Below are 22,587 nucleotides of genomic sequence, written 5' to 3' on the forward strand. Positions count from 1 at the left end.
CTAGGCGGCGTGGACAAATTGGTTGACGTTGCGATGGCGGGTTGATTCAAGGCTGCCTTTTGGAGGCGGGCTTGAGTCGGGGTGATCTTACCGAAGCAGAATGGCGTGTTTTGAAGGGGTTGCTTCCGATTGATGCGTCGAACCGTGGGCGCGGACGACGTCCTGAAGAGAACCGTGCGATCATCAACGGCATTCTCTGGCGACTTCGCTGCGGCACACCCTGGCGCGACGTTCCGCCAAAATACGGCAACTGGAACACGATCTATCGGCGGTTCAGGCGATGGAGCGATGCCGGGGTTTGGGAGGCCGTGTCGGTTACACTGGCCGAGATCATGGCGGACAGCGGCCACTACAGCATCGACAGCACTACGGTTCGCGCCCATGTTTCGGCGGCGGGCGGAAAAGGGGGACTCGTCGAAGAGCTCTTGGCCGCTCGCGGGGCGGGTTCACCAGTAAACTTCACTGTCTGGCTGATGGACGAGGGCGACCGCTCGCCCTCCACCTGACAGTCGGCGAAGCCGCTGATTGCAAGGCCTATGACGCCCTGATCGCTATGGCAGACCAAACACCCAAGGCGCTACTGGCTGATAAGGGATACGATGCCGACGCCATTCGCGCCGATCTTGCCGAACGCGGTATCGAGGCCGTCATTCCCGGACGATCAAACCGCCGTGTGCCGATCGAGCACGACAGGAAACTCTACAAGCAGCGCAACCAGATCGAGCGCTTCTTCGGACGCCTCAAGATCAACCGCGCCATCGCGACACGCTATGATCAACTCGTGGACAGCTTCCTATCCATGGTCCACATCGCCACCGCCAGATACTGGCTCAAATTTGTCCACGCCGCCTAAGCGAGGAGTTACGGAATGCAAGCATCGAAGTTCACGGACGCGCAGAAGGCGTTCGTCATCAAGCAAGGTGAGGAAGGGACGCCTGTGGCTGAGGTTTGCCGCAAGGCAGGCATAAGCCAAGCGGCCTACTTTAACTGGAGGAAGAAATACGCACCGCTTCATGCTTGAACTCTTCTGTATGCTTCTTCATCTCGCCGGTCTCCTTGATCGAGTGTTAAACTCTCAAGTGAACGGCACGAAACCGTTATAAGTCCAGTCGATGCGCGCTGGACCGTGAAGATCGGGGGCAAGATCCGCTATCGCCCCGACGGGACGCCGTTGCCGCAGATCGCCACGCCCGTGTTCGGCTATAAAAGCCATATCAGTATCGATCGGCGCTATGGGGTCATCCGGAAGGCAGCAGTGACCTCGGCTGCCGATAGCGACGGGCGCCAGTTGCGCCGGATGATCGACACGAGCAACACGGCCAGCGATGTCTGGGCCGACAGCGCCTATCGCAGCAGCAAGAACGAGGCATTGCTGAAGAGCAACATGCTCAAGAGCCGCATCCATCGCAGGAAGCCCACCAGCCCGATCAAATGCCCACGCTCGACCCATCAAACACAAAACCGGTCATCGCGCTGCAAAAGTCGCGGTTTTTGCGGGTGTCCATCTGGCTGGGAGCAGAGTTGGAGATTTTGCGCCGGGGAGTGAGTTGAACAGGTCGGGTCGCCAGCGCTTCACATTATAGTCATGCGGATTGCTACTATATCTGTTCCAGAAAGGATCAGTGATGAACGAGCAGAATATTGCCCTGAACAGGTTTGGGCTCGGTGCTCAGCCAGGCGCTGCGTTTTCTGGCCCCCCGAAGCGCTGGCTACTTAACCAGTTGGAGCAATATAAGGCTCGCAGTTCGATAACAGATACCGCACCTAAGACATCTGAAATTTGTAAAGAGCTATTCGATTATTACAAAATCGACCATGAATTACGAAGAGAAGGTAATAAAAAAGCCAATGCAAAAAGGTTGCAAGAGCTTCATATAGAACAGTTGGAAAGATCAAACGCGATATATCATCATTTCGTTCAATTGCGTTTTGATGATGCGGTTGCAACCCAAACGCCATTCTTGAACAGGTTGATCTATTTCTGGTCTAATCATTTCGCTGTCTCGGCTGACAATATGTACATGTCCAGATTGGCTGGACCCTTCGAGTTTGACGCAATTCGGCCCAACCTCATGGGCACATTCGGTGATATGCTGATGAGTGTGGAGCGCCATCCCGCGATGCTCCTTTACCTTAATCAGGCAATATCAGTAGGGGCGAACAGTGCTCGCGCAAAGAAAGTCAAAGCAACCTCCAGCAGAAAGGCTGGCCTCAACGAAAACCTTGCTCGGGAGATATTGGAGCTTCATACTCTAGGAGTTCTCGGAGGGTATGATCAACACGACGTAATAGAATTCGCCAAAGCACTGACCGGTTGGACTGTTGCTGGAATGGGGCGCAGGCGCGGAGTGTTGGAAAAAGGCGAAGAAGTGCCTGGCCGATTCCATTTTCAGCAGAATTTCCACGAACCTGGGTCCAGAACGATAATGGGCCGTGTCTATTCTGACCAACAGGAAGGTCAGGCAAAGAGTGTTCTCGCCGATCTAGCCGTTCATCCCTCGACCGCGCACCATATTGCGGTGAAATTATCGCGCCATTTTGCTGGGGATGACCCGCCCCAACAGATGGTAGACCGTCTGGAGAAAGTGTTTCTCGAAAGTGGGGGTTATTTGCCAGCGCTTTACAGGGAAATCATAGCTTCGCCTGAAGCATGGGTATCTTCACCGGTTAAGTTCAAAACGCCATGGGAGTGGGCGGTTTCGGCGCAACGCGCTTTGGGAATGCTTAAGACGGACAATGTATGGAATTTGATAAAGCAGTTGGGCCAGCCTGTCTGGCGCCCTCGGCAGCCTGCAGGGTACGATGACATCGCCAGCACATGGGCTGGGCCTGACGCTTTGATGAATCGCGTGCGCGCCGCCAATCAACTGGCACAACACAGTTCTCCTTCCCAGACACCGCTTGCCATAGCTGCGCGTGTATTTCCTCATGGTTTGAGCGGCCACACAGTTTCGGCAATTGAAAGAGCCGAGAGCTATCAGCAAGCCATGACATTGTTGTTGGTCAGCCCGGAAATGATGAGAAGATAAGATGCTTGATCGCAGAAAATTCATCGCCAGCTCAGCGCTTCTAGCCGGAGCAACTTTCGGCCCTAAAGTAGCGTTTGCCAGGGCGGAAACGCAGAAGCGGTTTATCTTCATTATCCAGCGAGGGGCTGCTGATGGTCTTGGAACGGTAGGTGCGGTTGGAGACCCTTATTTCGAAAGTCTCCGCGGATCGCTCGCGCAGGACTTCAAGGGCGGGAGAAAGCTGGACAGCACATTCACTTTACACCCGGCCCTGTCAGGCGTGGGAGATCTCTTCACCCGAAAAGAGGCACTGTTCATTCACGCCGTCGCTTCGCCCTATCGAGACCGGTCACATTTTGATGGGCAAGATGTGCTGGAGAGGGGGAGTGTGAAACCCCATCAGCTCACCACGGGCTGGCTTAATCGCCTCATTCCCCTACTTGATAGTGGTGGCGCGCGGGCACTCGCTTTCGGCGCAACCATGCCAGCAGCGCTGCAGGGTAAAAATCCCGCGACAACCTATGGATTTTCGAGTTTCAGGGACGCCAGCAATGCGACTTTAGAGCGTGTAGCAGAGATGTATCAGGGTGATATGCAGCTACATCCTCTCTGGACAGAAGCAGTGGCTGCGGAGCGTCTGGCTCGCGCTGCCGGAAAGACCGACAGAACGAGAAAACTGACTGGCGAATTCGTTGCGAAGATGATCGGATCTGAAAACGGGCCCCGAATAGCGATGATAGAGACCGATGATTGGGACACCCATTATGGGCAGAGCCGGCGGCTTCAATCACGATTGCGGGAACTGGACAGTTTGATCACAGGTCTACGGTCAGGTTTGGGCCAGACATGGAAGGATAGCCTGGTTCTCGTTGCTACTGAATTCGGGCGCACTGCTGCGGTCAATGGAACAGGCGGAACCGATCACGGTCAAGGATCGGTCGCCATGCTTTTTGGCGGAACTCTGGCAGGCGGGAAGGTTGTTGCTGATTTCCCCGGGCTGGGTAAAACAGAGCTTTATGAGGGCCGCGATCTTCGCCCGACCTTGCGCTTGGATAATTTGATATCAAGCGCAATATCGCAGCATTTCGCCTTAGATGCTCAGCTTGTGTCAAAAGCGCTTTTCCCCTTTACGCGAACCAGAATCCAAACATTGTTCGATGGTCTGGTGAGTAGCGCATGACGTGCCCCCCAGCTTTCCCCCAACTGGGATTAGAGTCCGGGTGCAGGTCAAGGTCACGTTTAGCGCAAGAGAAGTGGGAGCAATTTAGGTGCTACCCTTATTCTGAAGAAGGAGATTTTGTACATGACAATATCACCTTACAATTCATGCCAAAGAAAATCTTTTGAAGAGGATTGACCTAACCTTGCTGTCTATTTTCTTCTCAAAGAATGTATAGGAAATCAAAGAGAATATAAATGATAAAATAAGAGTTGATATAAAAAATACATAAATACTTAAATGCATATTTATATTTTTTACTGCATAAGAATACACCTTTTCTGAAAAAACAATGCAAAATGGGTGTATTAGATAAAGACTGTAAGATGCGTCACCTAAAGATCCCAAAAATTTCTTCATCATCTTTGGAAGCGGTACAGGGCCAGATATAGCTGATAGCATAATGCAGAACATAGGTAGCCCCCATCCAATTACTCTGACAAGGCTATTTGGTGTTCTTGCAGCTTGAAGATCAATGATTGGGTTTATTATTAATAATAAAATAGGCAATAATAGTATTATGCGAAATACAGGATTAATGGATATCGATCTTTGAGTGTAAATATACCCTAGTACAACTCCTAAAATGAACTCTAATATTATAGGTCTAGTCCAAAAATATAACGGAATATAACTTTTAGGTGTAAAGCAACCTATGGCGACCATTATTATTATCGCTAATCCAGTGCAGGAGATCGCGCGCTTTTTATCTAAAAAGATAAATGATGAGAAGATAACGTAAAATGCCATTTCATAATTGAGCGTCCATCCCAAGGAATACAAAGGCGAAGCGAAGCCATCAGTCGCTGCATCTGCGTCCCAAGGGAAAAACAGATAGCTCGAAAGAACATGGAATATATTGATATTTGTTTTTGATAATAATAGAGATAACATTATAAATAATGTAGTGCATGCCCAATACAGAGGGATAATTCTTGACAGGCGTCTGGCAATAAATCTCTTTCTGGCGTCCGGTGCTTGGAATAATTTCTTGCTTGAAATAACCATAATAAAGCCAGAAATTATAAAAAATAAGTCAACACCAGAACCAGTCGCCCAATTAGGCCGTTGGAAAGAACAATCGCTTCCGGCACTGCAAATGCTGACTGCCGCAGACATAGCGTGGCCAATCAATACAAAAATAGCGGCACCTGCCCGAAGGTATTGCACAGAATCCAAGTGATTTTGTGATGTTGGGGGTGTGGGTTGATGCTGTGACAAATCTCTTGCTCTATTGTTAGGCACCAAGGGGCAGCTGAGTAAAATCGATTATAATATTTTCCCTAGGGCGTGGACGAAAATTTGGCTGAAAATTTCGATATCAAAGCATATATCAGGAACACCAAAAATATCGCTATAGAATTTTGAATGAAATAGAATCCCCATCGTGAGCCTCCGTTGAAATAGAGTAACGACTCAACGTAAAGTGCTAAATAAAATGGAGAAAATGGGCGCGATCTAAACAATTCTAATATTATTCTGTAGCCAATGCCAACCATAAAGCCGACAAATAATATTCCTGACCAACCGAAATTCCAAAAAGCTTCTGCGTACGGGCTGACTGGGATGCCATATACTTTTGGTGCTGGGGTATCCGGGCTGTTACCCAGGAAGGCGACCCAATTGTTATAGGTATAAACGTTCTTAGGCTTCGTGGGCCACAATGCACGGGGAATGGGATACGCTAGGGTCGAAAGATATGTTTTGCCATCTAAATAAGCGATACTTCTTCCGGCAACAAATGCCGCCAAATCACCTTCTTCTGCCGCCCGTTTGCTGGTTTCTTTACGACTTGCCTCAACCCATTCAGATGCGTTGCTCGTATCAAATGCAGCAGTGTTGACAGTACTTGAACCGTAGTCCTGACGTAACATGCCCAACACACCAAATATTAAAAACGCAAAAGATGCGGCTACTAAAGCTCCTTTGGTAGGGATTTTCCCAGACCGCAAGCAAAATGCAAGAAGCATTGAGAAGACTAGCAGCATTACGCTACTACGTGAACCGTCTACTAACCAGTAAACCGGAAGCAAAAGCGACGTAAGAATTATAAATGATGGCCGCTTCTCAACACCCATTTTAGAGGATAGCCAAATAACTAACCCTACACTGCCGGTTTTTGTTAAAACGGTGAAAACGCCATCGCCTGTCAAGGATTCAACCCTGCCTTCATAAAAGGAAACGATTTGCGCAGCGACGCCGCCTCGAGCGATAATAAACGCCCAACCCGACAAGATGCAGAGCATAACATAAAAGGCTGCCGCCTGAGCTATCCCGCGATTCTTCCCCAAGATTTGGGCACGCGTGATCTTCTTGCGGAACTTCAGCCCCCTGCCAAACAGTAGAAAACCGCCATAGATACAAAGAAAGAATAGCGTCTTGGCAACATCCAGCAAGATTGTCTCAGTCACATATCTTGCAGCAGGTAAGCGATGCAAGACGTAAGCCCAACTTGGGCTGATCTCAAATAGCGGATTAGCTGCTACCACCAGTGGCAGGAAAAGGTGGATTGGCTGAAAAACAATGTCAAAGGCATAGAGATAGAGGGTTGGGAAGACGAGCGGATGGAGATAACCGCAGCGACGAAAAGTAAGCAGCGGCAAAACCAGGCTGAATTCCGCTAAAGCGCGAACGGAAACCCGCAGCAGGACCGTTCCAAGATCCTGCCCTTCAATCAGCGCCACGGACGCCGGCGATATGATACGATAAATAACTACATAGAATAAAATTGCCAATTTGAATGCATTGGGAATTTTATCTTCAATGTAATTGAACATTGATCGCGGTGACGCAGATTGCCCATGCACTCGCGTAGCACCATTGGTCACATTGCCTTGTGCAAGTGCTGTATTTGCTGCAGGAATTGAGGCGGAAACAGTCAAGATATTTTCTTCCGTGCCAGAATAACTGCAGGTACACCAGCTGCTACTGAATCCGGGGGGACGTCAACGGTCACCACTGCATTAGCAGCGATGACGCTTCTGGCACCAACCGTCACAGGGCCAACGATAACAGCGCCCGCATATATTACAACGTCATCATGGACGGTTGGATAAATCAGATCATCTCTGTTTTTCAGACCCAAAGTAACATTTTGATAGATGGTAACATTTTTGCCTATGCGGACTCCATCTCCGATCACGATGCCGATGGGATGTGGTAAAGTGAGCCCAGTGCCTATTTTTGCCAGTCTGGCGCAATAAATGCCAAATTCTTTAGCTAGCTTGCGACCGTAATAACGTGCTTTCAGTCGACCTGCAGCAGTATTTTTTTGACTAACGGTTTTATATGCCAGTCGCGATGCTTTCATTTGGACAGAAAATATTTTCTTTAAAAGCGACATTATTACGATCTCACTGTCCAGAAAGGAGATAATCAAGACTCGCCATTCTCAAGGGGTAAAGGCTCGCCCATTCATAGCGTTCAGATACGGTTCGATTATGACTGCTCTCTTGCGCAGCACTTTCGGCGCTGCTTGCTATGCAGTCTTCGATGCGACGAGCCAGAGCAGCATGGTCACCGGGCGCATGAAGGCGATTGGCGGCCAGAAGTTCGGGAATGCCGCCCGCGGTTGAGCCGATACACCGACAGCCACGACTCATCGCTTCGATGGTCGCTCTTGGTAACCCTTCCTGGAATGATGGTTGGAGGTAAATATCAACCTGATCCAGCCATCTGAATATTTCCTCTCCGGCTCGTTTCACACCGACAAACCTAACCTGCTCTGCAAGGCCAAGTGTGTCGGCGAGTTCTTTGAAACGTGATGGATCCCCTTCACCGACAACTTCATATATAAATGGCAGATTGTTCAGGTTCTTGCGCACGATCGACAAGGCATGGAGGGCTGTGCCAACGCCCTTTAGATCCGTGTGTAATGCACCGATCGTACCGAACTTCAGGATTGTCGCCGGTTCTGAAGGCCTGGATGGCAAGCGATGCTGAGGCAAAGCTACATTCGATGCGACGAAGTTCTTTCCCCTCGATGGATATCGAGACTGAAGAAACTTTTCTGTGACATAACGAACGGAAGGCGCTTTTGCGACAGCGGTTTTCGTCCGGTGAGCCAATACAGGGGCATAAAGCCGTGCGGCTAGCGTGCCATGGTTTCGTAAGGCATCCCAAGGACATGCAACCAGTTCTATTTGATAAGGTATATTCCACTTTTCACAAATAGCACAGGCATCCAAACCTAGTTCGCTAGGCAGTCTGGCAACAACATGCGTTGCTTTAGCCAACGCATCTGACACCAGTCTTTTACGAGAAAATCGCTCTGTGATCCGGGCAGCACCGCGCTTGGCAGGTAGCAATGTAAAACTGACATCTGGGCCGGAAGAAACTGAAAGTAGCTCATCCCCGTTTACCGCCTGCCCGCGCGCAATCACGTGAACGCGGCCAAATTTTTTAATGTAAGGTTCCCACGTAGTGTAAGGAAATTTGCCGCCCATTGTCAGCACATTGCCGGATTGATCGGTTCTGAAGATGTGGTCGACCAAAAAAGCGCATTGTGTCATCCTGTCGGTCATGCTGCCTCCGCTTTACTATAGGGCGACTTGCGCTTTTTACGCATGACGTTCACCATCGGTGTTTCAATATAACGGTAGACTAGAACAGCAACCGGGATCGATATTATCAGGGCTAAAACGACGTAAAGCGGCACTGCGGCGTTTGCTGGGATCGATAGTTTGCTCATTGCTATTGTCAGTATACGAAGAACAAAACGGTGACACAAATAGAGAGAATAAGACGCATTGCCGAGCAGCAACAAAAATGCCGGGAACTTTTTGTCGTTTTTCTCTGGAAGCAAGAGGCCGCCAAGTACAAGCAAGCAAGCAGGGATGCCGCCGATGAAAAGCCGTGGAAGGTCGATGTTTCTCATCAGGATGAGAAGGCAAAGCCCGGCAATGGCGAAAAATATCGCCAGATTAAGCGATTTTTTCTCGTAAATGGTTGAGTAAAAATAGCCTAATATGCAGCCTATTCCAAATTCAAGAATAACAGAATCCGTCCAGAATTTGAAAATGGCAAGGGATGGCTGAAGAATAACTCCAATGACCGATAGAAGTAAAAGCGTAATCAGCAATCCTGCAAGCGCAAATTGCCTTTTGAAAATGATAAATACTGAAAAAATTACGTAGAAGAACATTTCATAATTCAACGTCCATCCAAGTGAAAGTATGGGGGCAATTCGACCGCCTTCTCTGGCATAAGGAAGGAATAGATAAGACGATATGACATTGCCGATATCCAGTTGCGTGCTACGCACGAACTGACCCAATGCTACTAAGGCCAGCAGCATCAAAGTCGTAAAGAACCAATATAGTGGAACGACCCTGATGAACCGCCGCTTGAGGAACAGCCAGCTTCCACCTTTTTTCTGAAAGAGGTCAGCAGACGTATAAAACATTATAAATCCGCTGATGACGAAAAATATGTCTACGCCAGCAACAAGTGGGAAGACATTAAAGGATGGCTTAAGCCCATTTGTATGAAGAACTTCCAGGAAAGAATGACCGATCAGAACCGTTATTGCCGCATACGCACGCAGGATCTGAATAGAATTAATGGTTCTATTTCGTCCTTTAGAACCTTGATCGCTTTCGCCCTGCGGCACTTTCTGACTTTCTATGGTCATTAAACCAACCTGTTCCATGCGTGAGGAATACGGAGCAGGCATATCAGGCATGCTATGCCGAAGCCCAGCTCGAGAAAGGCGCGGCTGAGCGCCAAAGTAACAGCGTCACCCCAAATCGCAGCCAATGGATATGCTATGAAGCTGAGAGCCGCCATTCCCAAAGTGAGCCATTGGTATGTCTGCTCTCTTCTCAGGGGAACGAGTCCTAACATGCCAATACTCCGATTGGCGAATACACCCGGCAGAATAGCGAGTTGCGCGATTACGACTAATGTTGCTCCTGATAGCTGAGGCCCAAAAAACCAGGGTACAAACCATGGCATCATAAGTGCTGCAATGCATGATGCGACTGTTGCCAAGCACACAAGAGCGATTGTTGCCCGCTTGAACAGTTTGTGAGCGTCAGATGGGTTGGATACAAGGAGGTTGGATATTCGCGGTATCAACACTCTTAGAAATGGCTGGGTTGCGTTTGTCGCTGCGGAAATCAAGCGATCACCTGCTGCATAGAAAGCCACCTGGCTCGGGGATGAAAAAGCGCCCAGGAACACGATGCTTGTTCGACCGACGACGTTAGGAATCCCCGCTAAAGTAAAGAAGCGGATAGCTGACTTGGCGCGAATAAATAGTTCCGACAAAGGAGGTTTGGAAATGCCGAGATTTTTCAATGCCAAGAAATGACCATATATAACGCTAATCCATAACGGGATAGCGAATAACAAAATAGCCAAAGATGCTTGCGACGACTTGTCGATGATAAAATATACAAGAATAAGCGTCGATAAAGCGCAGACTATATCTATTTTAGCTAGTTTTGGTACGATTTCGGCCCCGATATAGTACCATGACGCACTCAGACCATAAGCAGTTGATAGAATGATGCACGATATTATCGCATCTGTGCTTTTAAGCTGATCAATATTGAGAAATGGCACAAAAACAATATACGCGATGATCGCTATCGTGCCTGTAAGGAGCCGACCCAGCACAATCTCGCCAACAGCAAGCTTTACTGTTTTTTCGTCGGATTGGGCGATCTCGCGCACACCCATCAGCCCAAACCCAAATTCGATAAACTGGGAAAGAATAAGGCTAGCGGCTAATATGAGAGAGAATTTAGCAAAGCCATCTGCCCCCAGACCTCTGGTCAAAAGGGGGTATGTAATCAAGGGTGCGCTATATCGCACAATGTGCGATATAGCTGCAGCACCAATATTACGGGTGACGGATACTTTCCTCATTGTGCGATCTCGATAGCTTTAATAGCCTACTTTTAATTGAGGACTTGCTTATATACTTGCTCTTGTCTTTCGCACATTGTGTTGATGCTCCAATTGGAGATATCCTTGGCCCTGCAAGCGGCGCTCATCCTGGCTCTCATATCTGCATCCGAGAGAAGCTTGCCCGTTGCTATAGCTGTCTCGCTGACATCAGTGGGTGAGGTAATAATTCCTTCCACACCATCACGGATAATTTCTTCAATACCAGGCAGCGCAGCGATGACGGAAGGGGTGCCCGATGCTACATATTGTATGGCTACGCGCGGCAAGCCTTCGCGTGTCGAGCATAAAGCCGCCACATCCGCTAGAGCTAATATTCTTGCTGGATCTTTTCGGAACCCGAGCAAGCGAATCTGATCGGGGTGTGCGGTCTTGCTGATGGCTTCTTCCACTGCGGGACGGTTAATGCCATCACCCAACAAAAGCAGGCGGGCGTCAGGGCATTGTTTCCAGACGTAATGAAGGTTTTCGATAAACGGAATTTGACGTTTCCGTTCCTCAAGAGCGGCAATCATCACAATGATCGGAGGTTTAGGGGTGCCGGGAGCGACGCCAACAATTGGCTCCCAATCTTCTGGCGGATGAGCTTCAGCAAAATCTGTTACATTCATACCGGAGCGGATCATAAAATGGGGCCGGCCGCGTCCGATACCAGCTTCTTCGCACGCCGCTTGCATTGCCTCGCTCACGTGAATGTAAGCCGCAGTCCACCGCGATGCCACACGTTCAGCAGCCGAATAAACAAGCTTGCTGATCGGATTCACATTCAGAAATGGAGCGATATGGACGCCATGCACTGCCGTAATTTTTAACTTCGCTGCCGCCGCCCGGCCAATAATTCCTGCCTTGCTGGTATGAGTATGCACCAAGTCGGGTTTGATGCGGCGAAAGATACTCACGAGATCTTTATAGGCGGCGTAGTCCTTATGAGGAGAAATGTCCCTCTGAATATTCGGCACCTGGATGTGCGTGACTCTAGGATGCAGCTTCTCGATAATTTCAGGCGCTACGTGGTTTCCATAGATGAGGTAAACATCATCTCCGTTTTCTGCATTCCAGTTGCAGCTGGCCAGAGTGTTTTCATCGGCACCACCGTTGATGAAGCGAGTGATGACGTGAACGATGCGTTTGCTCATGTGAGTTCCGACCTAATCCATCTAGTTAAGAGGGCACTACAGCGATTGATTGTGCGGCGCACCTCATGATTGTGCAGTGCAACTCTGCCGTGGCATGACTGAAGGTGTCTGTCTAGCTCTGGTTCCATTGGTACTGGCAAATGTCTGTTGCTTGAACTCCGAATTTTGGGATCGTGATTCAGATTAATGCCCCTCCATGGTAATTAACATTGAAGCTAAATCAGTGGTTTATAGAGTGGCGCCATATACTGCTGCGTGAACACGGCAAGATTTTCGAATGAGCAGAAAATTTTGCCTTGAGCCATCGTGACGTGACCCCGAGCTTTCCGCCAGTTGGGTGGACTTATAACGGTTTCGTGCCGGTCAATTGAGAGTTTAACACGTGACCTGCCCCCCTGATTTTCCTCCAAGTTGGATTAGAGTCCGGCCCTGAGAGAAGGACGGACAAGATGAAGAGAACGAGGTTTTCAGAAGAGCAGATCATCGGGGTGCTGAAGGAAGCTGAGGCGGGCGCGAAGACCGCTGAGCTGGCCCGGCGACACGGAGTGTCGGAAGCGACGATCTACAACTGGAAGTCGAAGTATGGCGGGATGGAAGTGTCCGATACCCGCCGACTGAAGGAGCTCGAGAGCGAGAACGCGAAGCTGAAGCGGTTGCTGGCCGATGCGATGCTGGACAAGGCTGCACTGAAGGATCTTCTGGCAAAAAAGTTCTGACGCCCGCTGCCAAGCGGGAAGCTGTTGCTCATCTCCAGGCGTGCCACGGGATGAGCGAGCGGCGGGCGTGCCGTGTCATCGATGCCGATCGCAAGAGCGTGCGTTACCGTTCCACCCGGGACGATGATGCCGGTCTGCGTGAGAAGCTGCGCGAGCTGGCCAACCAGCGTCGCCGGTTCTGCATATCCTGCTGCGTCGGGAAGGGATCATGATCAACCGCAAGAAGACCCAGAGGCTCTACAAGGAGGAAGGCTTGGCGGTGAGGCGACGACGTAGCCGCAGGCGCGCTGTCGGCACGAGAGCACCTGCTCCGGTGCTCGCCTTACCAAACCAGCGCTGGAGCCTCGACTTCGTGCATGATCAGATGGCGTCAGGCAGGCGGTTCCGGGTGCTTAACGTGGTTAATGACGTGACGAGGGAGTGCCTGGCAGCAGTACCGGACACTTCGATCTCTGGGCGCCGTGTCGTGCGGGAGCTGACCGAGCTGATCGCGCAGCGTGGAAAGCCGGGCATGATCGTCAGCGACAATGGCACCGAGCTCACCAGCAATGCCGTGCTGGCATGGTGTGGCGAGATCGGCGTGGAGTGGCATTACATCGCGCCGGGAAGGCCGATGCAAAATGGTTATGTCGAGAGCTTCAACGGACGCATGCGCGATGAGCTTCTCAATGAGACCCTGTTCCTCAGCATGGCACATGCACGGGTCGAGATCGCCGCTTGGGTGGATGTACTCGCGTGCGACTGCCTCGAACGTCTGTGCAGAAAGGAACTCGGCGCGGATTTTCAGCTTCCGCTTCTCAAAAGCCGGGTCGCCCCCAGAAGCGACTGCTCGTCGCGCCTCGTAGGCCGCGTCTCGCGCTTGCTTGAGGCTGATGTCGGGATAGCTGCCTATGCAGAGCTTCTTTTGCGCACCGCCGAACCTGTATCGGAACCGCCAAAGCTTGCTGCCGGTCGGCGTGACCTCGCCATATAGGCCGCGCTCATCGGTTACCTTGTACGGCTTATCTTTGGGCTTGAGAGCGCGGAGACGAGTATCTGTCAGCGGCATGTGGGGGCCTTTTCATCTGGACCTTTGCGAAACGGCCTCAAAAGGCCCCCAAAAGTGTCTGGAAGCCCCGAGAACAGGCGGGACGATCCAGAACGATCCAAGGGCTAAATCCCTAGTATTTCTGCGGGTTTTATAGATTATTTGGGAGAACGTGAGAAGAACAAATGGTGCCCGGAAGAAGCCTCAAAGCGAGCGGTTTTGCGGGTCCCAGATCACTGCCTTAAAGCCATGCATGGCATCGGCATTTCAGACTGCTGGCGCGATTTCCCTGAACCATTCAATGACTTTCAGTTTTTTTGCTAATGCTAGTGACTCGCAACAACATTGGGGCTAGTGGAGCGGGGAATTTGAAAGGGGAACTATGCTTACCACCACATCCGCTCGCCTTCGTTGCAGTGCTGCGCTGGCCTCTCTTGCCGGTTTTGGCATGGGCGTACCGGCCTTCGCTGAAGAAGCAGAGAGCGAGGCAGAGCGTGCATCCAATATTGTCGTGATCGGCAAGACTTATGGCGTGAACGTTGGCAAAACGGTGACACCGCTGAAAGATGTCCCCAACACCATCACCGTGATCACCCGTGAACAGGTGGAGGATCAGAACCTCTTCTCGCTCGAAGATGCGCTGACCGCCACGGCGGGGATCACCGTCAACGGCGTGGGGAGCGAAGACCCCTCTTTCCTCTCACGCGGCTTTGCGATCGATAATTATCTGATCGATGGCACCCCCACCAAGAGCTTCGGCTATCCCGCAGTTGTGCCAGACCTGTTCTTCTATGACCGGGTGGAGGTGCTGCGCGGGCCGGCGGGTCTGTTCAGCGGCGCAGGCAATCCTGCCGGCAGCATCAACCTTGTGCGTAAACGCCCGCTCGACACCTTCCAGCTTCAGGGCGCGCTGGGCTTTGGCAGCTATGACAATCTGCGCGCCGAAGTGGACCTGTCCACCCCGATCAGCACCTCTGCCGCTATCCGCATGGGCGCGATGGTGCAGGATCAGGACCAGTTCTATGACACGGCCCATCGCACCCGCTGGGCCGCCTATGCCACCGCATCGGTGGATCTGGGTGAAAACACCAAGCTGACCTTTGGCGGGACCTATGACCTTTACAAGCCCGCCATACAGTCTGGCCTCCCCGGTATTATCGGCGGGGACGATGGCAGCGACGGGCAATTGCTGGATGTTCCGCGCTCCACCTATGTGGGGGCAGACTGGAACCGCCTGCGGTCCGAAACATGGACCGCCTTTGCCGAAATCACCCACAATCTGAGCGACAATTGGACCCTGCGCGCCAGCGGGCTTTACAGCGATGCTGACCGGGATGACGTTTATTCCTATATTGGCAACCAGCCCGTTACGGCCACAAATGGAGTGACGCGGCATGTGGCCTATCGCGCTGATGGCGCGGCGAAGAGCCATTCGCTTGATCTCAATCTGGTGGGCAGTTTCCCGCTCTTCGGGCAGGATCAGACACTGATCGTGGGGAGCGATTATCAGGATGGCACAGCCGATTCCTATTACACCCGCCTTTCCAATTATGGGCAGATCGACATTTATAATCCGGTTTACCCGGATGAGCCGCCGCTTGATCCCTATCAGACCTTGCCGCCCTTCGAAGGGCCTTATGGCCCGGTCAACTCCCGCAACGGAAATGGCCGCACCCAGATTGAGCAATATGGGCTTTATGGCCAGATCCGCCTCAGCCCGATTGAAAGTCTGACGCTGGTCGGCGGGGGCCGCTTCACCTGGTGGGAAACCAAGAGCCAGGCTTTGCTGCCGGAACCGGGGCCCCAATCAGGCTATAAGATCAACGGCCAGTTCACCCCCTATGCCGGGGTGGTGTGGGATGTAACAGACCAGCTCAACCTCTATGCCAGCTATGCTGATAGCTTCACCCCGCAAACATCGAGCACCCCGCGCGCCGATGGCAAGGATATTGAACCGCTCGTCGGCGACCAGTTTGAAGCGGGCACAAAGCTCTCCTTGATGAATGAGCAGCTTTTGCTGTCGCTCGCCGCCTATCAGATCACCCAGAGCAACCGATTGTTCACCGATGCGGATTTGCCCGATGTGGTGTTCCAGATCGGCAAGGTCCGTTCCCGCGGGATTGAAGCGGAAGCCAATGGCCAGATCCTGCCGGGCTGGCAGGTGAATGGAGGATATTCCTACACCAAAACAAAATATCTCGAAGATTCAAACCCTTTGGTTGAAGGATTGTCCTTCGTGCCGGTCATCCCCAAACATATGGTGAAGCTCTTCAGCAATTATGAAGTGGCAGATGGCGCATTTGAAGGAGCGAGCCTTGGCGCGGGGCTGACATGGTTCAGCAGCACTTTTGGCGGCACTGCGGCCACATTCGACTCGGATGGTGCGCTGCTCACCCGCTCCTCCATTGTGCGGCAGGGAGCCTATGCGGTGGTCGATCTGCGGGCCGGTTATGAATTCAGCGATGGCCTGTCGCTCGGCCTCAATGTCAAAAATCTGCTCGATAAGCACTATTATGCGCGAATCTCCTCTACCGGTCGGGGCAATTATTATGGTAGCCCTCGCACAGTCATGATGACATTGCGTCTCAATTTCAGGTGAGGGACATGACGACAAGAGACACACCCCTCTGGCTGCGCCGCACCGATATGGGCCTGCGCATTCTTGCCGCCGTGCCGGTAAGCTATGCCGTGGCCAGCCTGTGGGCCATGGCACTGGCGCGCATCCTGCCGATGGAGCGTTCCGAAGCCACCATCACGGCCACATTGCTGGCCTTTGCCATTTGCTGCGCCGCCGTGATGTGGTCTTTTGCCGCCCGTTCTGGCTGGCGCGCTTTGTGGAGCCTGGTGCTGATCGGAGCCGCCGGCGCGGCGATCACCTGGCTATCGATCAAAGGAGGGGCGGCATAATGGCGAAGACCTTCCGCCAATCGCAGGCCTTCCTGCACACCTGGTCCGGCCTCTTGCTGGGCTGGGTGCTGTTCCTCGTCTTCATCACCGGCACCATGGCCTTTTACCGTGAAGGTCTGAACCGCTGGATGCACCCCGAAATGGCGCGGATAGAGCAGCCTTTGCAGGTGCTGGACCGGACGCAGCATTTCCTCGAAGAAAAAGCGCCGGATGCCAAGATCTGGTATCTCGATGTTCCCGATACCCATTCGGCCGGGTCCACGGTCTATTGGCAACCATCGGGTGACAGCCCTCGCAGCAGCCTCAGGGACAACACCGCACTGGTTGGGGCCACGGGTGATCCCATGCATCCGCGCGAAAGCCGGGGCGGTGAATTTTTCTACCGCTTCCACTTCGATCTTCATTACATGCCGGTCATCTGGGCACGGCTGATCGTGGGCCTTGCAGCCATGATGATGCTGGTGGCGATCTGCTCCGGCATTGTGACGCATAAGAAAATCTTCAAGGATTTCTTCAGCCTGCGCCGGAAGAAAGGGCAAAGAAGCTGGCTCGACGGGCATAATGCCACCGCCGTGCTCGCCCTCCCCTTTCATCTGATGATTACCTATACCGGACTTGTCACGCTGATGGCCTTGCTGATGCCATGGGCGGTGGTGGCCAATTACGATAATCAGGCAGAAATCCAGAACCAGCTTTTCCCCGATGCCCCGGCGGTAGAAGCCAGCGGTGTGCGCACGCCAATGCTGCCGCTCTCCACGCTGGTGGAGAAGGCCGAGGCGCAGCTCAATATGTCCATTGGCAGTATCCAGGTGAGCAATCCGGGCGATGAAAATGCGCGGGTCTTGCTCACCGGCTCGCCTAAATCCATGCTCGACACCCGCCCCCCGCGGATCGCTTTTGATGGGGTGAGCGGCAAGGAAGTGTGGCGCTCACCCGAACAGGGCGCGGCCATGCTCACCGCAGGGGTGATGGTCGGCCTCCATGCCGGCCGTTTCTCCGGGGAAACATTGCGGATGCTCTATTTCCTTGCCGGGGTGGCCGGCACGCTGATGGTGGCCAGTGGCCTTGTGATGTGGACCGTCAAGCGGCGTGAAAAACTGCCCGATCCTACCCGCCCCCATTTCGGCTTCCGTCTGGTGGAACGGCTCAATGTCGCCACTATTGGCGGCTTTTCCCTTGGCATTGTGGCGATGTTCTGGGCCAATCGCCTGCTGCCTGACGTGATGGCGGATCGCGCGGCATGGGAAATCAACTGGCTGTTTATCACCTGGGGCCTCAGCGCTGTGTTGACCCTGCCGTTCAAACCCAAATGGGGCTGGGTCGCGCTCTTCGCCCTCACCGGCGTGGGGCTGGTCGCTCTGCCGTTCTATAATATCCTCGCTGGAATGCACGGATTGAACGAAACGCTGGCCGATGGGGACGGAGTGCTGGCGGGAATCGATATTGCCCTCATCATCTTCGGTCTGGCCTCCTGCGCATTGGCCCGAAGCATTGCGCGCCATCAGCCGCAGCAAAGGCGAAAGGCCCGCGCCATGCGAGACATAGCGCCAGAACCGGCCAACACCAAACCCATCCCACAGATGCCTGTTCCGGAGCCTGCCGAATGATCGCCCTTGCTTTCATCCTCCTTGTTGCGGCCTTCCTTGCCATGGGCCTTGCCGATAAGCAGCATGGTGCCAAGCGCCTGCCCCGCCGCCCTACGCCGGAAACCGCAAGGCGGATGCAGCGCACCGGAAGGGTGTTGATCGCGGCCTCCTTCCCCCCTGCCATAGCGGCCGAGGGCTGGATTTTCGGACCTGTCCTGTGGTCCGGCCTGTTGATGGCGGGCGCCGGAGCAGCCTTCCTCGCGCTCAACTTCCTGCCGGACCGGGTGAAACTGTCAGGAAGCCGTTAAGCGGGCGGCACTTCCTCAACCAGATCGAGGTGAAGAAACTGGTTGAAGGCGCTGGCCTCATAATCGGCAAAAGCTTCGCCATTGGCAAAGCCCCGCCGCCGATAGAGCGCCAGCGCCGGTTCAAAGGCTTCCCCGCTTCCGGTTTCAAGGCTCAAGCGGGTTAGCCCGCGCGCCGATGCTTCGGCAATGATCGTGTCGAGAATGGCCGAGGCAGCCCCTTTGCGCAGAAAAACGGGGTGGGTCCGCATGGACTTCACTTCCGCCGTGCCATCCCCCAACATTTTAAGCGCGCCAACAGCCGCCACGCGGCCATCGGCCCAGGCTGTCCACACGGTGATTTCCGGAACCTTCAACCCGCTCACATCCAGCGCGAAGACATTTTCCGCCGGTGAATTTCCCTGCATCCCGGCCAGATGAAGCGCCAGCAGGCCAAGGGTCTGTTCCCCCGAAAGATCATCTTCACGCACTTCAAACATAGAATATCCTTTTGTCTGTGGCCCGTTCACCCGGCCCGCTATCCCCGATGCAGGCCATTGGTGCAAACATTCCATAAAGAGCCGGAAAGCTGACTTGCCCTTGTCATTATTAAGTGGTTCATTTCCTTTTCCGATGAGGAGAGAAGCCATGAAACGTTTGGCTGTATGGGCTTTATCAGTCTTCGCTGTGTTTGGCGCACCGCTTGCAGCACAGTCGCCCCGTTCCGCTGAGGGTTTTGACCAGAAGGCCAGCGAGAGTGAAGCGATCGCGCAATTCTGGAGCTTTGCAGAGTGCACAGCCCGGGTGAATACAGCCGACGCGCAAAAGCTGCTGAATCATATCCAATGGCGCGAAGCAGACAACAACAGGGCCGCAAAATTTGCCCTCTCCAAGACAAAATGCCTCGGCCCATTGCTGCGCCCGACTGCGTTGAGCTTTAAGCCTGATCTTCTCCACGGCGCGCTGGCATCCTATTTCCTCACGCGCCAATATGATGATGGAAATTTTCCCGATTTCTCCGCCACGCCCTATCAATTTGATGCAGCCTATGTGGATCGTTTCAAAGAGCCGAAAGACCGCTTGCGGGCGCTGCAACTCTCCGTATCAGAATGCACGTTCCGCAATGCCCCGGCACAAGTGATCGCGTTTCTGGACTCCAAACCGATGAGCGCAGAAGAAGGCTCCGCAATCGGCGCCTTGATGCCCTATCTCTCCGCCTGCCTGCAATTGGGCAATGATGATAAAATTACCCTGTCCAAAACACTTTTGCGTTCCTATCTGGGGCAAGCGGGTTACGCGGTAAACCTCGCTTATTCCACGGGCGCAAAGCATAGCCTGCTCGCCGCTGAACCCTCTGGATGAACGCAGCGCTTCGGCGCATCGGTAAAGGTGCAAAGATAAAGACGATGACACAAGGCAGAGCACCCTCCAATCTGGCAGCTCTGTGTTTCCGCATCGTCATTGCCCTGTCGCTCGCCTTCGTCATGCTCTTTGCCTTGCTGCCGACCAATGCAGTAAGTCCGCGCAATGTTGGATCAGCCTTTGATCCTTCCACCACGGTCGTGGCCCTGAACCATCGCGCCGATGATGGTGCGGCGCACAATCGGTGGGTGGTCAAAAAGCCAGATCGTGATGGCACTCCTGATGTTGGGCCGGGTCTCCATCTGGTGCCTGTTTTGGCTTTTGCCTGCGCGCTGATTTTGATGCTGGCTTTGCGGGATGTTGGTTCCGTTCAGGCCCCTTTAGGTCCTCCTCAACCCCTTTCTGCACATGCTCAACGCCCGCACGGACCACGCGGGCCTCCCTCTAACAAGCTCTGAAACTGCCGGGCCATCGCGCTTCGGCATGAGGTTTTTCGCTCAGGCGAAAAGGCTCAAAAATCGCGTGGCCGGGCTGTTTTCCAGCCTGCCGCCGCTCTTCAAATAGATTGTGATGACGGACGCTAACCCTTTGAAAACCGTCATTCAAGGGAGACAATATGGCCCACCATTCCCCTCTGATCGCAACGATTGTTGCCGGTCTCGTCGTTGCCTTTTTCATGGGTGCCCTCGCCCATCGCCTCAAGGTTTCCCCCATCGCCGGATACCTCTTCGCCGGTATTCTCGTCGGCCCCTTCACCCCCGGCTTTGTCGCCGATGCCAACCTTGCCAATGAACTGGCAGAAATCGGCGTTATTCTGCTGATGTTCGGGGTCGGCCTGCACTTTTCCTTGCGCGATTTATTGTCCGTCAAAGCCATCGCCGTCCCCGGAGCGCTGGTCCAGATCGGCGTCGCAACCGCGCTTGGAATGGCGCTGGCGGCAATGATGGGCTGGAATGTCGCCGCAGGCTTCACTTTCGGCCTCGCGCTCTCGGTCGCCAGCACAGTAGTTCTCCTGCGCGCGCTTCAGACACGCAATCTGGTGGAGACCGAAAGGGGCCGGATCGCAGTGGGTTGGCTGATCGTGGAAGACCTCGTGATGGTTCTCGCACTGGTCCTCCTGCCCGTCCTCGCCCGCTTCAACAATGGCGAAATGGAGGGCGGCTTCATGGCCGTCGCAACCCCGCTTTTCTGGACTTTTCTGAAGGTTTCCGCCTTTGTCGGCCTGATGCTTATCGTCGGCCGCCGCGCCATTCCGGCAGCGCTGCACTGGGTGGCCCACACCGGCTCACGCGAGTTGTTCCGGCTTGCCGTTCTGGCCATCGCGCTGGGGGTTGCGTTCGGTGCGGCCTTCATCTTCGATGTATCCTTTGCGCTCGGCGCTTTTTTCGCCGGGATGATCCTGGGTGAAACCCCGCTCAGCCGCCGGGCGACCGAAGAAACGCTACCCTTGCGCGATGCCTTTGCGGTACTGTTTTTCGTCTCGGTAGGAATGCTGTTCAATCCCGATGTGGTGGTGGCCCAGCCCCTCCCCCTGATCGCAACTGTGGCCATCATCATCTTTGGCAAATCCATCGCCGCCTATGGGATCGTGCGAAGCTTTGGCCATTCGAATGCCAAGGCCATGACCATCGCTGCAAGCCTTGCCCAAATTGGCGAATTTTCCTTTATCCTCGCGGCTTTAGGCACGCAGCTCAACATCATTCCGGCTGAGGCACGCGACCTCATTCTGGCCGGGGCGATCATCTCTATCTTCCTCAATCCTTTCATCTTTTCACTCATCATGGCCCGCACAACTGCCGGTCACAGTGACAATGAAAAAAAGAGTCAGCCCGCTCCCCTCCCCCAAGGTTCTATCATATTGGTCGGCTATGGCCGCGTAGGCCGCCTCATCGCGCAAAGGCTGCATCGCGCCGGGCGAGAGATGCTCATAATTGAAGACCATGCAGATCGCGTTGAACAGGCCGAACTGGACGGAATGACCTGCCTTCAAGGCAATGCGCTTAACCCTCAAACCCTTGAAACAGCAGGTATAATCAAGGCACGCAAACTTATCATAGCGATCCCTGAAGGTTTCGAAGCAGGCGCGATCTTCCAACATGCGCGCAAGCTCAATCCTTCCATCCAGGTCATCAGCCGTGCCCATTCCGACGCCGAAGTTGAACATCTCGAACGGCTCGGTGTTACAGAAATCGTGATGGGGGAGCGTGAAATAGCAAACCGAATGCTGGCCCTCACTGCTGAAATGAGCCATCCATCAAGCTGACTGAGCCAAGGCGATTCTCGTTTGATAATAGCCGCGCAGCCAGTATGTATTCATGCTTGCTGGAACACGAAGCATGGGCGCAAACCGATTTTGAGTAGATTAGAGCGCATATGCTATTAATTTTTATCAATATTATAGTAGCTTGAATCGAAAAACGCCGTTACTCG

The 22,587-nt window shown here is 53.2% G+C and carries 19 protein-coding genes and 3 pseudogenes; 13 read left to right on the forward strand and 9 right to left on the reverse strand.

From position 1 onward, the window contains the following. Positions 1-71 precede the first annotated feature (71 nt). The 5 genes and pseudogenes from GRI39_RS13320 to GRI39_RS13340 all read left to right on the forward strand — a co-directional run bounded on the left by GRI39_RS13320 (position 72) and on the right by GRI39_RS13340 (position 4,188). Positions 72-853 (forward strand): IS5 family transposase gene (locus GRI39_RS13320; protein WP_170324293.1). Its coding sequence is split into 2 segments (ribosomal slippage): positions 72-396 and positions 396-853, totalling 783 coding nucleotides; the frame shifts between segments, so codons are not numbered across the junction. 15 nt (positions 854-868) lie between these two features. Further along, positions 869-1,006, forward strand: a pseudogene (locus GRI39_RS13325) (transposase); the annotation flags it as partial. A 120-nt stretch (positions 1,007-1,126) separates the two neighbouring features. After that, positions 1,127-1,546: a transposase gene (locus tag GRI39_RS13330; protein WP_211371621.1), complete on the forward strand. Its 420-nt coding sequence runs from the start codon at positions 1,127-1,129 to the stop codon at positions 1,544-1,546. A 79-nt stretch (positions 1,547-1,625) separates the two neighbouring features. Beyond that, positions 1,626-3,029 (forward strand): DUF1800 domain-containing protein, encoded by a 1,404-nt coding sequence (locus GRI39_RS13335; RefSeq protein ID WP_211371622.1) that lies wholly within the window; start codon positions 1,626-1,628, stop codon positions 3,027-3,029. Position 3,030: 1 nt separating this feature from the next. Continuing rightward, positions 3,031-4,188 carry a DUF1501 domain-containing protein gene (locus GRI39_RS13340; RefSeq protein ID WP_160740236.1) on the forward strand — a complete coding sequence of 386 codons (1,158 nt, stop codon included), beginning with the start codon at positions 3,031-3,033 and terminating at the stop codon, positions 4,186-4,188. A gap of 144 nt (positions 4,189-4,332) precedes the next feature. Here GRI39_RS13340 and GRI39_RS13345 read toward each other — a convergent pair whose 3' ends face one another. The 7 genes from GRI39_RS13345 to GRI39_RS13375 all read right to left on the reverse strand — a co-directional run bounded on the left by GRI39_RS13345 (position 4,333) and on the right by GRI39_RS13375 (position 12,275). Beyond that, positions 4,333-5,448, reverse strand: coding sequence for an acyltransferase family protein (locus GRI39_RS13345; RefSeq protein WP_160740237.1), 1,116 nt, complete (start codon positions 5,446-5,448; stop codon positions 4,333-4,335). A gap of 62 nt (positions 5,449-5,510) precedes the next feature. Continuing rightward, entirely contained in the window at positions 5,511-7,109 is a 1,599-nt protein-coding gene (locus GRI39_RS13350) for a hypothetical protein (RefSeq protein ID WP_160740238.1), read from the reverse strand. Further along, entirely contained in the window at positions 7,106-7,570 is a 465-nt protein-coding gene (locus GRI39_RS13355) for a serine O-acetyltransferase (protein WP_160740239.1), read from the reverse strand. Before GRI39_RS13355 ends, GRI39_RS13350 begins: the two co-directional genes overlap by 4 nt. Positions 7,571-7,580: 10 nt before the next feature. After that, positions 7,581-8,750 (reverse strand): glycosyltransferase family 4 protein, encoded by a 1,170-nt coding sequence (locus GRI39_RS13360; protein WP_160740240.1) that lies wholly within the window; start codon positions 8,748-8,750, stop codon positions 7,581-7,583. Further along, positions 8,747-9,910: an acyltransferase family protein gene (locus GRI39_RS13365; RefSeq protein WP_160740241.1), complete on the reverse strand. Its 1,164-nt coding sequence runs from the start codon at positions 9,908-9,910 to the stop codon at positions 8,747-8,749. The genes GRI39_RS13360 and GRI39_RS13365 overlap by 4 nt, the downstream gene beginning before the upstream one ends. Beyond that, positions 9,859-11,100 carry an oligosaccharide flippase family protein gene (locus GRI39_RS13370; RefSeq protein ID WP_160740242.1) on the reverse strand — a complete coding sequence of 414 codons (1,242 nt, stop codon included), beginning with the start codon at positions 11,098-11,100 and terminating at the stop codon, positions 9,859-9,861. The genes GRI39_RS13365 and GRI39_RS13370 overlap by 52 nt, the downstream gene beginning before the upstream one ends. Positions 11,101-11,132: 32 nt before the next feature. Continuing rightward, on the reverse strand, positions 11,133-12,275 hold the full coding sequence (locus GRI39_RS13375; protein WP_160740243.1) for a glycosyltransferase: 1,143 nt from the start codon (positions 12,273-12,275) through the stop codon (positions 11,133-11,135). Between the two features lie 449 nt (positions 12,276-12,724). Between GRI39_RS13375 and GRI39_RS13380 the strand changes: the two are divergent. Then, positions 12,725-13,718, forward strand: a pseudogene (locus GRI39_RS13380) (IS3 family transposase); the annotation flags it as partial. Between the two features lie 120 nt (positions 13,719-13,838). Here GRI39_RS13380 and GRI39_RS14655 read toward each other — a convergent pair. Then, positions 13,839-14,039, reverse strand: a pseudogene (locus GRI39_RS14655) (Arm DNA-binding domain-containing protein); the annotation flags it as partial. Between the two features lie 361 nt (positions 14,040-14,400). On the opposite strand from GRI39_RS14655, the gene GRI39_RS13390 reads away from it, so the two are divergent. From GRI39_RS13390 to GRI39_RS13405, 4 genes are read left to right on the forward strand one after another with little or no spacing between them, the layout of a single operon-like run. Beyond that, on the forward strand, positions 14,401-16,617 hold the full coding sequence (locus GRI39_RS13390; RefSeq protein WP_160740244.1) for a TonB-dependent siderophore receptor: 2,217 nt from the start codon (positions 14,401-14,403) through the stop codon (positions 16,615-16,617). Between the two features lie 5 nt (positions 16,618-16,622). Next, complete coding sequence (locus GRI39_RS13395; protein WP_160740245.1) at positions 16,623-16,925, forward strand: hypothetical protein; 303 nt, start codon at positions 16,623-16,625, stop codon at positions 16,923-16,925. Then, on the forward strand, positions 16,925-18,532 hold the full coding sequence (locus GRI39_RS13400) for a PepSY-associated TM helix domain-containing protein (RefSeq protein ID WP_160740246.1): 1,608 nt from the start codon (positions 16,925-16,927) through the stop codon (positions 18,530-18,532). Before GRI39_RS13395 ends, GRI39_RS13400 begins: the two co-directional genes overlap by 1 nt. Then, positions 18,529-18,819: a DUF3325 domain-containing protein gene (locus GRI39_RS13405; RefSeq protein ID WP_160740247.1), complete on the forward strand. Its 291-nt coding sequence runs from the start codon at positions 18,529-18,531 to the stop codon at positions 18,817-18,819. The genes GRI39_RS13400 and GRI39_RS13405 overlap by 4 nt, the downstream gene beginning before the upstream one ends. On the opposite strand, the gene GRI39_RS13410 is transcribed toward GRI39_RS13405, so the two are convergent. Then, positions 18,816-19,295, reverse strand: coding sequence for a GNAT family N-acetyltransferase (locus tag GRI39_RS13410; protein ID WP_160740248.1), 480 nt, complete (start codon positions 19,293-19,295; stop codon positions 18,816-18,818). The genes GRI39_RS13405 and GRI39_RS13410 overlap by 4 nt on opposite strands. 148 nt (positions 19,296-19,443) lie before the next feature. Between GRI39_RS13410 and GRI39_RS13415 the strand changes: the two genes are divergently transcribed. From GRI39_RS13415 to GRI39_RS13425, 3 genes are all read left to right on the forward strand, one after another. Further along, positions 19,444-20,157, forward strand: a complete 714-nt coding sequence (locus GRI39_RS13415; RefSeq protein WP_160740249.1) for a hypothetical protein — start codon at positions 19,444-19,446, stop codon at positions 20,155-20,157. A gap of 44 nt (positions 20,158-20,201) precedes the next feature. Further along, on the forward strand, positions 20,202-20,615 hold the full coding sequence (locus tag GRI39_RS13420) for a hypothetical protein (protein WP_160740250.1): 414 nt from the start codon (positions 20,202-20,204) through the stop codon (positions 20,613-20,615). Positions 20,616-20,773: 158 nt separating this feature from the next. Further along, positions 20,774-22,420, forward strand: coding sequence for a cation:proton antiporter domain-containing protein (locus tag GRI39_RS13425; RefSeq protein WP_160740251.1), 1,647 nt, complete (start codon positions 20,774-20,776; stop codon positions 22,418-22,420). The last annotated feature ends 167 nt before the right edge of the window (positions 22,421-22,587 follow it).

Origin of the sequence: Altericroceibacterium indicum (assembly GCF_009828105.1) — a bacterium.
Classification (GTDB): Bacteria; Pseudomonadota; Alphaproteobacteria; order Sphingomonadales; family Sphingomonadaceae; genus Altericroceibacterium; species Altericroceibacterium indicum.

Bases quoted from the DNA above. Each gene is read 5' to 3' on its own strand.
- GRI39_RS13335 (WP_211371622.1), top strand. From the start codon at position 1,626: ATGAACGAGCAGAATATTGCCCTGAACAGGTTTGGGCTCGGTGCTCAG.
- GRI39_RS13340 (WP_160740236.1), top strand. From the start codon at position 3,031: ATGCTTGATCGCAGAAAATTCATCGCCAGCTCAGCGCTTCTAGCCGGA.
- GRI39_RS13355 (WP_160740239.1), bottom strand. From the start codon at position 7,570: ATGTCGCTTTTAAAGAAAATATTTTCTGTCCAAATGAAAGCATCGCGA.
- GRI39_RS13360 (WP_160740240.1), bottom strand. From the start codon at position 8,750: ATGACCGACAGGATGACACAATGCGCTTTTTTGGTCGACCACATCTTC.
- GRI39_RS13365 (WP_160740241.1), bottom strand. From the start codon at position 9,910: ATGCCTGATATGCCTGCTCCGTATTCCTCACGCATGGAACAGGTTGGT.
- GRI39_RS13370 (WP_160740242.1), bottom strand. From the start codon at position 11,100: ATGAGGAAAGTATCCGTCACCCGTAATATTGGTGCTGCAGCTATATCG.
- GRI39_RS13375 (WP_160740243.1), bottom strand. From the start codon at position 12,275: ATGAGCAAACGCATCGTTCACGTCATCACTCGCTTCATCAACGGTGGT.
- GRI39_RS13390 (WP_160740244.1), top strand. From the start codon at position 14,401: ATGCTTACCACCACATCCGCTCGCCTTCGTTGCAGTGCTGCGCTGGCC.
- GRI39_RS13395 (WP_160740245.1), top strand. From the start codon at position 16,623: ATGACGACAAGAGACACACCCCTCTGGCTGCGCCGCACCGATATGGGC.
- GRI39_RS13400 (WP_160740246.1), top strand. From the start codon at position 16,925: ATGGCGAAGACCTTCCGCCAATCGCAGGCCTTCCTGCACACCTGGTCC.
- GRI39_RS13405 (WP_160740247.1), top strand. From the start codon at position 18,529: ATGATCGCCCTTGCTTTCATCCTCCTTGTTGCGGCCTTCCTTGCCATG.
- GRI39_RS13410 (WP_160740248.1), bottom strand. From the start codon at position 19,295: ATGTTTGAAGTGCGTGAAGATGATCTTTCGGGGGAACAGACCCTTGGC.
- GRI39_RS13415 (WP_160740249.1), top strand. From the start codon at position 19,444: ATGAAACGTTTGGCTGTATGGGCTTTATCAGTCTTCGCTGTGTTTGGC.
- GRI39_RS13420 (WP_160740250.1), top strand. From the start codon at position 20,202: ATGACACAAGGCAGAGCACCCTCCAATCTGGCAGCTCTGTGTTTCCGC.
- GRI39_RS13425 (WP_160740251.1), top strand. From the start codon at position 20,774: ATGGCCCACCATTCCCCTCTGATCGCAACGATTGTTGCCGGTCTCGTC.